The sequence below is a fragment of the Flavobacterium sp. genome, from assembly GCF_031363805.1.
Lineage (GTDB): Bacteria > Bacteroidota > Bacteroidia > Flavobacteriales > Flavobacteriaceae > Flavobacterium.
This window is the reverse complement of the sequence record NZ_JANLVD010000075.1, coordinates 1-14,955: the sequence shown is the minus strand read 5'-3', so window position 1 is coordinate 14,955 and position 14,955 is coordinate 1. Positions and strand designations below refer to the sequence as shown.

Genomic DNA, 14,955 nt, shown 5'->3' with positions numbered 1-14,955 from the left:
GGCGCTTTGTGGGAAATGTTTAAAGAATGGAGAGCCAAAAAACAACAGCAATCTGCATAAATTTTATTTGTCTGATATAAGAAAAGCACCTTTTTGAGGTGCTTTTTTAGTTACATAATATATCAGATTATCCCATATTTTCACTATCGCCATTTTCAGATGATTTTGGTTTTGTCTCTCTATCTGTTTTCTTTTTATTGAATCTGTAAGTAAATGAAAGTGTAAACTGTCTCACATTTCGTTGCATTTCGCTATATGAATTTAAAGTAGCAAGATTTACATCGCGAATCATTTTACGACTATTAAATAGGTCACTTATATTAAAAGCAATGGTTCCCATATCTTTCAAAACATCTTTGCTAAAGGCTAAATTGGCGCTTCCAACTCCTAAATTCAAGCCTTGTGCATATTTTAAAGGTGCATTGTAAACCAAGTTGGTTTGCCAATCAATTTTATATGGTAAATTTATTTTTGAGGTCAATCTTGAGGTCCAAGAACTCGAAACATTATCAAAATTTTGAATTATTATTGTATTAGCTGTATTTGTGAATTTAAATTCTCCATCTGTTGTATTATTAAAAAAATTAAAGTTTCCATTTAATTTCCACCATTTTTTCAGGCTGTAATTTAAATTGAATTCAAATCCAAGTCTAGTATCTGTTGATAAATTAAATGGTTTATTGATGACTACTGGAATTCCGTTTTGTAAATCGCCACGTTGGTATCGAACTACTTGAAAAGCATCTTTTGTTTTATTAAAATATACCGAAGTACTTAAGGTTAGTTTTTCCCATTTTTTCAAAAAGCCTATGTCGTAAACATCGCTAAAAGTAGGGTTCAAATCAGGATTTCCTTCAAATAAGTTGATGTTGCTCGAATAGGATGAAAAAGGATTGATAAATCTATCTCTTGGACGCGTGATTCTTTTGCTATAGTTTAAAGATAAGTTTGTATTTTCAGAAATCTCATAAGTTAAGAATGCGCTTGGGAAAAAGTTATCATAGTTTTTGGTTTGATAATCATTTATTTTAGCCTGATTAACTTCGATATTTGAGTTTTCGTATCGCAATCCAAAAAGATATGAGATTTTTTTAATCTTGGAACCAAATTGTGCATAAACGGCATTTACGTTTTCAATGTATTCTAAACTTCCAGTAAAAGCATCAATATTTGAAAAAATATTTGTATTAAGATTTTTTTCTTGAACTTGATATTGCGCCAAAAAATTGAGGTAATTGCCTCTAAAACCAGCTTCCACCTGTATATTTTCTTTTATTGGCAAGACGTAATCAACCTGAATTAAATTTCTATTTTGTTTTTCTGATTTAAAAGTGGTTTCTGATGAAATTGAGTTTCCAGATTCGATAAATTTCCCATCAATTGCTGCATTTTCTTTTTCTTTGTTTAATGCGAATGAGCCATCCATAGTTATTTTATGGCCTTCTTTTTTGAATTTTTTCACTAAACTTGTAGTATATTCAACATTTTCACCCGATGAATTCAAATTATTATCACGTCTATTGGAATTTACAAATTCTCTGTTTTGATTGAAATTATAATAAATTACTTCTTCTGTATTTTCTCCATTATTTTTACGATAATTAAAAGCATTGGTCCAAGATGTCGATTTGTCTAAATTCAATTCAATCCCAAAATTTAAATTTATGCCATCGGCACCACGATCATTAGTTCTTCTTTCATTTAAAAGAGATTTCAAATTTCCAAATGCGTCCAGATTTTCTTGGTCAATTAAGGTTTTCCCTAAACTTGTTCTATCATTATATCCTAAAGTAGAAAATAAATTAAATTGTTCACTTTTAAAATTTAAATTAGCTGAAGCGCCTGTGTTTTTAGGTTCTCCTGCAGAAACAATAAAAGTTCCGTTTAAACCTTGATTTTTTCCTTTTTTAAGAATAATATTTATAATACCACCACCGCCTTCTGCATCATAACGAGCAGATGGGTTGGTTACGACTTCAACTTTGTCTATAGCATCTGCAGGAATTAATTTTAAGGCATCATTGATGTTAATTGCTGATGAAGGTTTCCCATCAATTAAAATTCTAACATTTTCGTTTCCTCGTAGGCTTACATTTCCTTCAACATCGACCGCTACAGAAGGAATGTTACCAAGAACATCGCTTACTGTGCCACCCTTAACCATTATGTCTTTACCAACACTATATATTTTTTTGTCGAGTTTGATATCGACTGATGTTTTTTCTACACGTATTTCAACTGCATCCAATTTTTGGGCTTCATCTTCCAAATATATAGTCCCTAAATTTGTATTTTGGATTAATGATTTATCTTTCATTTCAAGTGTTTTGAAAGAAATAAATTCAAATTTCACATTGTATTTTCCTGGCTGAATATCAATAGAAAAATTTCCTTTTGAGTCTGAAATTCCACCAGAAATTACTTGGTTTGAATTAAATCCAATAAAAGTTATGGTAGCATATTCCAATGGTAAAGCACTTGATTTTTCAATAATTTTACCTGAAATTTTAATTTTTGGATTTTCCTGCTTTGTCTGACCGAAAAAAGTTTGGAAATTTAATAATAGCAACAAAATGAATAGCTTATTTGGAGAAATCATAATCAAATATTAAAAAGCAAAAATAATATTTGACCTTTTGAATTGTGCCAAATTATTGTTAAATCGAAATCAAAAGTATATTTTAATGGGATAAAAATCAAAAATTATAACTTTTCTAAAAAATTGTGTAATTATTTTGAATTGTGAATGATCAACTTTGTATAATAATTTTAAAATAAACAAAATGAAAAATTCAATTTCAATTTTAGCAATAGCACTTTTAATGTCGGGATCTATTTTTACATCTTGTAAATCTGCAGTTCAAAAGGAAGCAGCTGCTAGACAAAACGTCGATAATGCAAAAGAAAATGTAACAGAAGCCAATGAAGATTTGAAAAATCAACAACAAGATAATGAAGCAGATTGGAAGGTTTTTAAGGCCGAATCTGAAGCTAAAATATTAGCGAATGAACAACAAATTGAACAAGTTAAAGTAAAAATGAACAAGCCAAGTTCAACTTTTGATGGTATTTACAGAACAAGAATCGAAAAATTGGAAGCATCAAATGTAGATTTGAAATCTAGAATTAATAATTATGATGCCAACCAAACTGGTTGGGATGTTTTCAAAAAAGATTTCAATCGAGATATGGATGAATTGGGTAAGAATATTAAAGATGTATTTAATTAATTCAATCAATTTTATTAAAAAAGCGAGATTTTAGTCTCGCTTTTTTTATGTATTTATATGGATTTCAAAGTATCGATTAAATAATCGATATCGTCTTTGGTGTTATAATGGCTGAATGAAATTCGTAAACTTGGCTTTTTCAAATCAGCTTCATTTAAAAATTCTGCCAATACGTGCGATGGTTTGCTGCTCCCTGACTGACAAGCGCTTCCGCGTGAAACAGCAATACCTTTTATATCCAAATGAAATAATAACATAGCCGTTTTTTCTTCTGACAAGGGTAGAATGACATTCAAAATATTATAAAATGTACTGAAATGATAGTCGGAATTTGAAATTTCGATATTATTTTCACCATTAATCTTAATTTCTGGGAAAGTATTTATTAATTCTTTGAAACAATATTGTTTCAAACTGGCAATGTATTTTTGTTCTTCCACCAAATGCAAATAGGAAATGTCCAATGCATTTGCCAAACCTACTATATTATGAACACTTTCTGTTCCGGCACGAAGTCCTTTTTCTTGTTCGCCACCCAATAATATTGGATTCAAAACGATTCCTTTTCGAATAAATGCAAAACCAATTCCTTTTGGTCCATGAAACTTGTGTGCGCTGGCTACTAGAAAATCAATAGGAGTTTCTTGCAAATTTATGATTGTTTTTCCAACCGATTGTACAGTATCTGTATGAAAATAAGCATGGTACTGTTTACATATTTTTGAAATTCTATCCAAATTTAAAACCGTTCCAATTTCATTGTTTACATGCATCAAGCTTACCAATGTTTTTTGATTTGAAGACAACAAATCTGATAAGTGAACAATGTCTATGTCTCCTGTAGGCAAAATATTTACAAAATCGACTTTAAAATCATATTGTCTTTCAAGAATTTCAATAGTGTGCAATACGGCATGGTGTTCTATTTTGCTAGTAATGATGCGTTCAATTTTCAAATCACGAATACAAGATTGAATGATAAAATTATTGGCTTCTGTTCCGCAGGAAGTAAAAATAATTTCTTGAGCGGTACAGTGTAAATTTTTTGCGATACTTTTTCTTGAAAGTTCAATCAAGTTTTTGGAGTTTCGACCAAATGCATGTGTTGATGATGGATTTCCGAAATCTTCAAGTAAAACCTTTGTCATTTCTGCAACTACTTCTGGGCGAAGTTGAGTAGTGGCAGCATTGTCTAAATATACTTTTTTCATAGATTGCAAATATACTATTTTAAATATTTCCCATAGTTTTGTATATTGTTAAAAAATATTATTTTGAAAAAAATCCTTTTACTTTCTGATACGCATAGTCATATTGATGATACAATTTTAAAATATGTGAATTTAGCTGATGAAGTTTGGCATGCTGGCGATATTGGAAATATTGAAGTGACAGATATTTTACAAAAACACAAACCTTTGCGTGCTGTTTTTGGAAATATAGACGATGCAAAAGCGAGAGCAGATTTTCCTTTGCACAACAGATTTATGTGTGAAGGTGTGGATGTTTGGATAACACATATTGGTGGTTATCCAGATAAATATAACCCAAACATTAGAGAAGAATTAAAAAATAATCCACCCAAACTTTTTATTTGTGGGCATTCACATATATTAAAAGTACAATTTGATAAAAAATTAAATTTGTTGCACATGAATCCTGGTGCAGCTGGTATTAGCGGGTTTCATGTGATAAGAACCATGCTTCGATTTACTATCAATGAAAATAAAATTCAAGATTTGGAAATCATAGAATTAGGGAAAAGATAGCTAAAATTATTTTTTGCTTTTATACAATGGAATGAAATATGAAATAGTATAATTCCAGCCCACACCAAACTTGCCATCATAAGTTCTGTTGAATCCTGGAATGTAAAGATTATCGAAATTTTCAGGTTTTTTATTCGAAAACAAATAATTCAATCGACCACTGAAACCTATATAAATATTATTCAACACTTCTACTTTTACACCAACCACTACTTCTGCCCATTGGGCTGACAAACCATTGTAGTTTGTGTCAGATATAATTTCGGGAGTTTGAGGAAAATAGGTTGCTGTATTGTAAATTTTAAAACTGTTCAATTTTTGACTAAAAGAGCTCACGCCGTAACGCAAACCTACATGGATTATATTTTCCATATCGAGCCAGTTTTCATAATTATTAATATCAAAACCTACTTTGAAGTAAGTTCCAGTTGTTGTAAAATTTAATGTATTGTCAATTACATTTTTATTTTCTGAACCAATTTCACCAGCCAAAAACAATCTTTTGGTTAAACGATAATCTCCCACGATTTCAAAACCTTTGTAATTTTTTTCGTAAAGTGTTTGCGCGAGTTTCGAAATATCGATACCAACTCTTAATCCATAGCGTTCTATTTTTGGAGCTACAGAATCTGATTTTTTTTCTTGTTTTTTATCCTGAGAATTCTGAGCGAATAGTCCAAATGATAAAAATAAGAATAGTAAACTAAAAAAATATTTTAACGTGAATTTCATTTTCATTTAAAATGTTATATTTCTGAATTATAATTTCTTTAATCCATTTATTTGGATCTGTAGCTTGCACAATACCACCAGATTCGTTGAGTTTAAAAACAGTTTTAAAACCACAAGCTCTTGAAATATAAACGTTCTCGCGAGTGTAATTGATATTTAGAATGTCTTCGTTTGTTATTGATGTTACAGGATCTGTGGCGTTTAAAGTAAATTTGAACTGACTCAAATCTATACCCGTTTTCAATGGAATTTGAATTTTGCTTACGCCATTGAATTTTAAAATTGCAATGCTTCCTTCTGCCACAACATTCAAGTTGGTTACTTCTTTTTTTGTTCCTGCATTTAGATTATCATAAAACTCAATAATCAAATTGGGTGTAGTTGGAGTTCCTGCCTCGCAAATATCATCCTTCTCGCAACTCCAAAAGCAGTTTGCAATTAAAATGGAAACAATAATTATTTTCAACTTTTTCATATCTAAAATCTAATATCTAAAATCTAATATTATTTCCTTCTTTCCAAAAGTACAACATTTTCCACATGATGTGTTTGAGGAAACATGTCTACTGGACGAATTCGGGTCACTTTGTACATATCGTCCATCAAAGCCAAATCGCGTGCTTGTGTTGCAGAATTGCAACTCACATACACTACTTTATCAGCTCCTATGGTCAATATTTGTTTCACAACATCTGCATGCATTCCGTCACGTGGCGGATCTGTAATAATTACATCTGGATGACCATGTTCTGCAATAAAAGCATCGTTAAACACATTTTTCATATCACCAACATAAAATTCGCAATTGGTAATGTTGTTGCGTTTGGCATTTTCTTTAGCATCAGCAATAGCTTCTGGAACTGCTTCTACACCAATTACTTTTCGAGCTTGTTTCGATACAAATTGTGCAATGGTTCCAGTACCAGTGTATAAATCATACACCAATTCATTGCCAGTTAAACCTGCAAAATCTCTGGTTATTTTATACAATTCATACGCTTGTTCAGAATTGGTCTGGTAAAAGGATTTTGCATTGATGCTAAATTTTAAACCTTCCATTTCTTCCAAAATATAATCGCGACCTTTAAATAATACTACGTTTTGATCGTAAATAGTGTCATTTGGTTTGCCATTAATTACATATTGTAATGAAGTAATTTCAGGAAAATTTTCCGCCAAATGATTCATAATCAATTCTATTTGTTTTTTATTTTCTTCAAAAAACTGAATCAATACCATAATTTCACCAGTAGAAGCGGTACGAATCATCAAAGTTCTCAATAATCCTTCATGATTTCTAGGATTGAAAAACTCCAAATTGTTTTCTATGGCAAAACGACGTATTTCGTTACGAATCGCATTCGACGGATCTGCTTGTAAATGACATTTGGTGATATCCAAAATCTTGTCCCACATTTTTGGAATATGAAATCCTAAAGCATTTCGATCGTCGAAATCCTGATCGCTTTTTATTTCGGCTTCAGTCATCCAACGTGCATTGGAGAAACCAAATTCCATTTTATTTCTATAGAAAAATTGTTTTTCTGATCCCAAAATAGGTTCAAATTCTGGCATTTCAATTTTTCCGATACGTTTCAAATGATTATAAACTTCGTTTTGCTTGTAATGCAATTGCTGCGAATATTTCATATTCTGCCATTTGCATCCGCCGCAAACACCAAAATGTTGACAAATGGGTTCCGTTCTATGTTCGGAATATTCATGAAAATTGATGGCTTTCCCTTCATAGTATGCCTTGCGCTTCTTGAAAGTTTGTACATCGACCACATCGCCTGGCACAACATTGGTTATAAAAATAACTTTCCCATCTGGAGCTTTCGCCACCGAAACGCCTTTTGCACCCGCATCAAGGACTTTTACCGTATCAAAAACGATTTTGTCTGTAACTTTTTTTCCCATGGCGCAAATATAATAATTTGGAGCGTGAAGTTTGAAGCTGGAAGGGAGAAGTTTAAAAAAGTTTTTGTTTCTAAAGAGTTATTGCAAAGTTACAGTTGCAAATTAATTTAAATTTCAATATTATTCTAATTATTGTTTTGGTATTATAAATTAAAAATTCACTGTGTAATACTACCTTAATATTATGGTCGCACGTATACTCTAACCCTTAAATCACCATCATCATTGCTTAAATCATTTTCGAACCCCCTTGGATTACCGACTAAACCCTCAGGATCATAAACAAAACATAGTAAAGTTTCACAATCTTTATGCTCTTTATATCTTGCTATATCTTCAATTAATTGAGAACCAACTTCCTTTCCTCTTAAATTTGCTCTAGTCTTTTTAACTTCTATAACTATTTTAAAATCTTTTAGAAGAAAATCCATTCTATTGCTTTTACCAGCATAGCTTGGAGTCCATTCTTCTGGTCTAATATCGTCAAAGTAAAGGGTAAGCAAGGAGTGGAGTAAATTTTGAACATCATACTCATCATTCACATCCAAAGTTACTCTACTATCATGTCTGTAACGAAGTTGTCTTACAACCAAGTGAAATCTATCAAAAATTGTTAGTAGAAAATTGATTGGATTAAACGTTTCTTCTTTTTGGATTGATAATAAATCCAAATTAATATCCTCAATTAATGAATTCAGCATACCAATTCCATTATTTACGTCACTAACATATGGTTTTGAAACGCTTTTTTTAAAAGATAATAGATATATATTATCAACTGGTAAGTACGATTGTAAATAACTTATTACTTGTGTTTGCCAAGCAGTAAATTGACCTCCGTTTAATGTTGAGAAGCCAATTACATTTGAACCATTTGGAACGTGTGTTTGTAGAACTGATTGTCCTTTTTGGATTAATTGTTGTAATCTTTCTACTGTCATAATTTAATATATTTCTAAATGAGAACATAAAAGAAGCAGTTCTTAAAATGTTATTTTCATTGTAATTACTTTATAATCTATGGAACAATTCTATTAATTCTTTTTGATATAAATTTCCCAGTTATTCCATCTATAACATAGGTAATAAGGTGTGATTTTTTATTTCTATTATAAAATTCATCATTCCCTTTTACACCAACATACCATTCAGCATTGCTTTCAGTAAACTTATTCAAATCTACTCTTCCAACACTAAATTTTAATTCGTACCTCTTTATTTTTTTTTCTCCAACTATTTTTTTTACTATGTTTATTGCTTCATCGTAACATATTTTATATCCTTTATCTATATCTTTTTCTTCTTCTATTGTACCGTCAACATTAAAATACATTCTTTTATTTAATCCAGTAACTAAACCTTCTTCTGGATTATGGAATATGTCAAAACTTTCAATTTTGCCATTAGGATAATAAGTTATTGTTTTATTAATTTTTAAGATTTTATTTAATTGTACATAGTGAATAGAGGTAGTGTCACCACGAAAGTATTTTTCATAATTTTCGTTGTTAATAATTATTTTTTTCTCTGTACCTTTTTGTAATTCAACTTTATATTTTTCTATGTTAAATGTCATCTCGCTTGGGAGTAATTTAAAAATAGAATCATTATAATTACAATTTGACTCATTGTTTTGAGCAAAGGTTAAAAATGATACAAATAATAAAGTTGTTTTTAAAATGATATTTTTCATAGTAACTATTTTAAGAGTTTATTATTTCTTGCTATTTCCCATTGCCATTTCCAGGTATATATTTTTCTGGTTGAATAATCCATATAGTTATCTGTACTTTTTCCTTTAAAGATATGAGAATTTTGTTCAGCAAAAGTATGTTCAAGACCTAGAGCGTGCATAATTTCGTGTGCAACAGCCTCGGGAATTATTTTTGCAGGTTCTTCATCAACTAAAATTCCGTAAGCGATTCCAGAATTTGTTTCTGAAAAACCACCTACAAAGCTCTTAGATCCATCTTCAATTGATGCATTCGCTTTGTCCATACAATGACGATTTACAAGATACAATGTTAAACTTGTTGCTGACGGAGGAGATACTTTTTCTGTAAACGCAACAAACGATCGTTTGCGGCTAATTGGTATATATTCAATTTTACCTACTTTATCAAACACACCAGTTAAGTTTTCTTTTGTCAAATCAGTAATTTTAGGATTGATATTTTCAATGTTGAAATCTATTAACATTGGATTAAATGCTTTTTTTAATAGTTCTTTTAATTTTGCTAAATCAATTTTAGAATTAATTATGTTCTCATCTTCTCGCTTACCAGTAATTTCAACAAAACGCCAGTCTAAATTTACTGTCTTAACCTCTGGATAAAAGAAGTTTATTGCTCCAACAACTTCACCATCGCCCTCCAGTTTTATTTGGGTTTGGCTTCCAGAATTGTTACAAGTAATTTGTATCTCACTCACATCTTTTAAATTGGCAGGTTCAAATGTAAAATCTGGGTTGGCTTCAAATTTTATATCATTGTATAACTTGTAGTTTTTTCGTTTTATATTCTCAACATTCAAAGTTATAGTTTGTCCTTTTCTCATACTAACCCAAACAGGAAGATATTTATCGCCATTCACTTGTATTGGATTGTATTCGTTTTCAAATTTAGTGAAATCTTTTCCAGTATAATTTTTTTTAAAATCAGAATCAAATTTATCAAAACCAAATTTTCCATTTTTTACATCGCTATTATTAGCGTCAAATAATACAGTTACTTTTTTTTCTTCTTCCTCTTTTTCTTCAAAAGTACTTGCATTTTTTATATCAATTTGAGGTTTGCTCCAATCTTTAGTAAAATTGATACCTTGATAATTTGCATTTCCAGGTGATATTTCGATAGTATGACGCATAGCAAATTTTCCGTTGCTATCAAATTCCTCTTTATAAAGGAAGCAATAGGCTTCTCGAAACTCTAGCTTTTTGAATATGCTCATGCCGTCATGGTTATAAAAGCTTACAGTACCTTCCTTTTGCACATCGGCACTTTTTGCCCAGTCGAATGCTTCAATATTTTTGTCTGATTCTATAACCATGATAATGTGTCCCCCCGACACATTGCCACAAGGAAAGCCATTTCTGCCTGCTTCTTGGTGTAGTTTGTAATTAAATTCTAGAACATTGTACTTTTTCCCCTCAATTTCTAATACTGCTTTTGATGCCATTTTTTAGTTTAGTTTAATGAGGGCAAGTTAAAAAAATATTATGAAGTATTTGGTGATTTATTTTGTATTTGTTAAATTTTATTGTATGGTTATTTTTCTTAAGCTATAAATGTTTATTTTCGTTTCATGTTTAACAAAAAAACACAAAACAAATGAGAAAATTTATTTCTTCGATTCCAGCAAGTAGTATACTTACTAGTTTTACTACCGCAATTACTACCGCAATTGGTACATTTTTACCTTTCAAAATTAATTTGACAAATGAAGAAAAAACTGGTACGCGATCGATGGCAGAGGGCAGAGAAGGCTATGCTAGATTGCTTTCCAGAATTGCAAATCAATTTCCAAACAGTTTAAGCAGAGTTGATGAACCAAAGGAGTTAAGCAACTTGCTAGCTTATTATGATGAGTTGGAAGCAAACCGTTTGGCAGTTTTGCAAGCGCTAGAAACCGTTGATGAAATTCAATTGGGTGCCGCAACAGATATTATGACATTGGTAGACAGATACAATTCAAATCTTCAAATATCAAGAGCCAATGAAGGTTCACTAGACATGGCAATGAAAGAAGTTGATGAATACAATAGTCGATTTGCAAACAAAAAACCTGAGGTAGACAAACCTGTTTTGTAAATAAATAGTTAAAAAACAGCTCGCCTATTAAACTTTAAAGCCAGCCTACATTTTTGAGTAGGGCTGGCTTTATTTATTTGTAAGCACGCCTAAAAATTCAAAAGTCACACCTATACTTTGAGTAGGTTCGCCTACAATTTTGGTAGGCTCGCCTATGATTTTTGTAGCCTCGCCTGCACTTTTTGTAGGCTCGCCTATGAATTTGATAGGCGAGGCTCGAATTTTATTAGGCTAACATTTTAAACCTTTTAAAGCAGTTTTGAACAGGTAAATTTATTTTTAAAATCATCAAAAAGGATACCCAATTGCCAAATTAAAAACCAAATTATCACTTCGCCACGCGCCGTTTCCAAAACTTATTTTATCTGCAACCCATCGGTTTCCTTGTGGTAAGTATGGTTTTTTAAGTGGAAATGCCAAATCTGTTCTGAGTACCAGAAAAGAAAAGTCAAAACGAAGTCCGAAACCTGTTCCTACAGCAATTTCTTCTATAAAATTTTTCGTAAATTTTGAGCCTGGTTTGGCAGCATTTTCATTTAGCAACCATATATTTCCAGCATCGACAAAAAAAGCACCGTTTAAAAAGCGGTAAATTTTGAATCGGTATTCAGTATTCATTTCCAATACAACATCTCCCGACTGGTCTGGTAAAAATGTTCCAGCATCCTTCGAACCATCGTAAGTTCCCGGACCAACAGATCGTGCTCGGAAAGCTCGCAAACTATTGGTTCCGCCAATAAAGAATTGTTTGCTGAATGGCATTTCGACCGAGTTTCCAAACGAAAATCCAGCTCCAGCAATGATTCTACTGGCTATTTGTGAATCTTTCCCTAATTTATAATTGTGTTTGAATTCGTTGTTTACCTTTATATATTGACTAAATGGAATGCCTAAAACATTAACAGTATCGCCTTTTTTTGCATTGGCACCGGTAACCAAACCTGTAATAATTCCTGATAAATCCAATCCGCCTTTATAGAAAATAGTATTTATTCTTTTTTTCTGCATCGTATTGGTGTAGGTGTAAGAATAAGTTGGGCCAAAAATTAATTGTTTGTCAACAACACGACTTAATGAAGGATTGGTAGCTATTTGATCCTTATACAGTTGAGAAACATTCTGCGGACTGGCAAAAGTTATTTCTGACACATTAAACTGGTGTTCTTTGCGTTCATTTTCTTTCCAAATATATCCAAAAGCACCTTTTAATGTTTGTAGTGAATACAGTTGGGTTCTACTTAAATATTCATAACCGAGTGTGGCTTTGGTTCTAGGTACAAACCCGCTGGCAGAAACAAAATTGAAAGGGGAAATAATTCTTGGCCAAATTAAGTTGGCTTCTGCACCAAAACGATAGACATTATACCCATTGTTTTCTCCTGAAACTTGAACTTCAAATCCTCCAAAAGCTGAAATAGTTAGCAATTCAGCTCCTTTGAATGTATTTCTATTACTCCAATTGATGCTTAATTCAGTTCCAGTATAATTGGCAGAGTTGGTTTTGGCTAAAATTTCCAAGCGGAATGATTTTTTGGGCATTGGCGTTAAATAATAATAAGCATCAAGGTAATTTCCAATAGTATCTGATACTTTAAATTGGTTTTTTACAAACTTAAAAGTACCCAAATTGACCAATCTATTCAATGATAGATTATGGTTTGTTCTGTTGTATAAATCGCCTTTTTCAAAGTATAATGTTCGATCAAATATTCTAGGATTGAATAATTTTTCGTTGTCTATTATGGTGAAATCTTTATATTTTACTATAGAATCTCTTTTATAATCTATGGTGTCTTGTTGTTGTATCGCATAATTTGGATAAACAATAATTTTATTTATCCGATAAGGTATTTTGGATAATTTTGGTGCTTCATCTTTCACTTTAACAATTAAATCCACTTCATTTTTTGCAACAGTACTATCGACTTGAACTTTTAAATAATCGGAATTGAAATAGAAAAAGCCTTTTTCCTTTATTCTGGTATCAATCCGAATTCGTTCTTCTTTTATTTTGTCGAGACTATAACCTTCACCAATTTTGAGTAAGGTTCTGCGTTGTGTTTTGCTTACAGCTTTTCCAATTTCGGAGCTATCAGTGGGAAATTGAACCGACTTGATTTTATATTGTTGTTTTGGATTGACTACATAATTGGCTTCTACTTTCTTATCAAATCTTGTTGAATCGGCAGTAGTTTCAGCATTAAAATAGCCATTGTTTTCTACAAAATTTTGTAGGACACTTTTGTTATATTCCAAATCGACCTGACTGAATAACACGGGAGCTTCGCCTACTTTATTTTTGAGCCAATGTTTGAAACCTTTTTCTTTTTTTACGGTATCGACCAGATTGTAAATGTACAATCGAGGTCTTAATCCTAATATTTTTTTGTTGGGTTTTGGACGAATCAGTTTTGCCAATTCTGCTTGCAATGCTTTTCTTTCTTTTTTTGAAATCGATTCATTTTCAACTTTTACTTTCCCACCAATGTAGAGATATTCGCCATCTGGCAAAAATTTTGTATTGCTACAAGAGGCAACAAATAAGATAAAAATCGATAATATGATAAATTTGTATTTCATTTTAAAATTAATAATATTCGTATGATTATGTTTTTTTACCACAGATTCACTGATTTTAAACTTTTAAATCTGTGAATCAGTGGCTGGATTTATTATTTTGTAATACTTAATCTAATACTTCATAAGGTCTTATTTTTCTGAAATATTTCTTGAAACTTATCGTAATCAATAGTAATTATAAAACCAACGCCACTTTCAATAACCTGACCTTGCAGCGCTACTTGAAATCTATTTTTTCTGTACGCCCGAATTTTATATCGACCATCTTTAGACAGTTGGTAATCTGCAGAAATATCGCCAGCAATATTGTTGGTATCTTGATTTTCACGTTTTGGTCCTTCTAAACCGAAACTACTACCAATAGTGACTTTCAATCGATCATTCAACAATTTTTTGGATAATCCGACATTCAAATCGGTCCTATTTTCTTTTTGACCAGTTGTAAAATCTTCAGAAGAATCCAAGTTAAAATCTACTTCAACGCCTTTTATCAAGTCGCCAGCCAGATTGTTTAATTGTTGCGATAGGATTTTACTAGCACTTTCCCTAGCCAATGAAGAAGCAGAAGTGCCACCAGACTCACTTGCAAAAGGGTTTTCGCCAATAAATCTATTAAGCAGAAGCAAGGCAAAAACTTGCTTATTCAATTCTTCTGGTTCTTGTCGCAATTGTGCCAACTTTGACTGAGTAGTTGTGATAATTTCTGCTGAAACGCTATTATTTCCTTCAGGTAAAACCACATCGAAACTAATATCTGGTTTCAACAGTTCGCCTTTCATTTTTAATTCTGTTTCAAAAGGGATTTTTTGTTTATAGGTATTTTTTTGTTCTTCAGAAAGGTTTCCGAGTTGGTTGTTCAACAACTCAATTGGTGCGGTTTCTAGTTTGTAAACCGCTGTAATATTGATATCGGCA

At 31.5% G+C, this 14,955-nt stretch carries 13 protein-coding genes; 3 read left to right on the top strand and 10 right to left on the bottom strand.

The window, feature by feature from the left end:
* Window positions 1-127: 127 nt before the first annotated feature.
* On the bottom strand, window positions 128-2,572 hold the full coding sequence (locus RMN92_RS04345; RefSeq protein WP_309608240.1) for an outer membrane beta-barrel family protein: 2,445 nt from the start codon (window positions 2,570-2,572) through the stop codon (window positions 128-130).
* Window positions 2,573-2,783: 211 nt separating this feature from the next.
* On the opposite strand from RMN92_RS04345, the gene RMN92_RS04340 reads away from it, so the two are divergent.
* On the top strand, window positions 2,784-3,230 hold the full coding sequence (locus RMN92_RS04340) for a hypothetical protein (protein ID WP_309608239.1): 447 nt from the start codon (window positions 2,784-2,786) through the stop codon (window positions 3,228-3,230).
* Window positions 3,231-3,283: 53 nt separating this feature from the next.
* Here RMN92_RS04340 and RMN92_RS04335 read toward each other — a convergent pair whose 3' ends face one another.
* Window positions 3,284-4,441, bottom strand: coding sequence for a cysteine desulfurase family protein (locus RMN92_RS04335; protein ID WP_309608238.1), 1,158 nt, complete (start codon window positions 4,439-4,441; stop codon window positions 3,284-3,286).
* A gap of 63 nt (window positions 4,442-4,504) precedes the next feature.
* On the opposite strand from RMN92_RS04335, the gene RMN92_RS04330 reads away from it, so the two are divergent.
* Window positions 4,505-4,999: a metallophosphoesterase family protein gene (locus RMN92_RS04330; RefSeq protein ID WP_309608237.1), complete on the top strand. Its 495-nt coding sequence runs from the start codon at window positions 4,505-4,507 to the stop codon at window positions 4,997-4,999.
* 6 nt (window positions 5,000-5,005) lie between these two features.
* Here the strand turns inward: RMN92_RS04330 and RMN92_RS04325 are convergent, their stop codons facing one another.
* The 6 genes from RMN92_RS04325 to tssD form a co-directional block, all read right to left on the bottom strand.
* The gene (locus RMN92_RS04325; RefSeq protein ID WP_309608236.1) at window positions 5,006-5,731 is read right to left on the bottom strand and encodes a DUF6048 family protein; all 726 of its coding nucleotides are present in this window, start codon (window positions 5,729-5,731) and stop codon (window positions 5,006-5,008) included.
* Complete coding sequence (locus RMN92_RS04320) at window positions 5,703-6,206, bottom strand: DUF6452 family protein (protein WP_309608235.1); 504 nt, start codon at window positions 6,204-6,206, stop codon at window positions 5,703-5,705. The genes RMN92_RS04325 and RMN92_RS04320 overlap by 29 nt, the downstream gene beginning before the upstream one ends.
* 29 nt (window positions 6,207-6,235) lie before the next feature.
* Window positions 6,236-7,651, bottom strand: coding sequence for a 23S rRNA (uracil(1939)-C(5))-methyltransferase RlmD (rlmD, locus tag RMN92_RS04315; protein WP_309608234.1), 1,416 nt, complete (start codon window positions 7,649-7,651; stop codon window positions 6,236-6,238).
* A 182-nt stretch (window positions 7,652-7,833) separates the two neighbouring features.
* Window positions 7,834-8,592: a hypothetical protein gene (locus RMN92_RS04310; protein ID WP_309608233.1), complete on the bottom strand. Its 759-nt coding sequence runs from the start codon at window positions 8,590-8,592 to the stop codon at window positions 7,834-7,836.
* Between the two features lie 77 nt (window positions 8,593-8,669).
* Complete coding sequence (locus tag RMN92_RS04305; RefSeq protein WP_309608232.1) at window positions 8,670-9,344, bottom strand: hypothetical protein; 675 nt, start codon at window positions 9,342-9,344, stop codon at window positions 8,670-8,672.
* Window positions 9,345-9,349: 5 nt separating this feature from the next.
* Window positions 9,350-10,828, bottom strand: coding sequence for a type VI secretion system tube protein TssD (gene tssD / locus RMN92_RS04300; protein ID WP_309608231.1), 1,479 nt, complete (start codon window positions 10,826-10,828; stop codon window positions 9,350-9,352).
* A 152-nt stretch (window positions 10,829-10,980) separates the two neighbouring features.
* Here tssD and RMN92_RS04295 point away from each other — a divergent pair, with 152 nt between their 5' ends.
* Window positions 10,981-11,460 (top strand): hypothetical protein, encoded by a 480-nt coding sequence (locus RMN92_RS04295; RefSeq protein WP_309608230.1) that lies wholly within the window; start codon window positions 10,981-10,983, stop codon window positions 11,458-11,460.
* 288 nt (window positions 11,461-11,748) lie between these two features.
* Here RMN92_RS04295 and RMN92_RS04290 read toward each other — a convergent pair whose 3' ends face one another.
* On the bottom strand, window positions 11,749-14,040 hold the full coding sequence (locus RMN92_RS04290) for a BamA/TamA family outer membrane protein (protein ID WP_309608229.1): 2,292 nt from the start codon (window positions 14,038-14,040) through the stop codon (window positions 11,749-11,751).
* Between the two features lie 119 nt (window positions 14,041-14,159).
* Window positions 14,160-14,955, bottom strand: a 796-nt coding sequence (locus RMN92_RS04285) for a translocation/assembly module TamB domain-containing protein (protein WP_309608228.1), incomplete at its 5' end; no start/stop codon positions are given.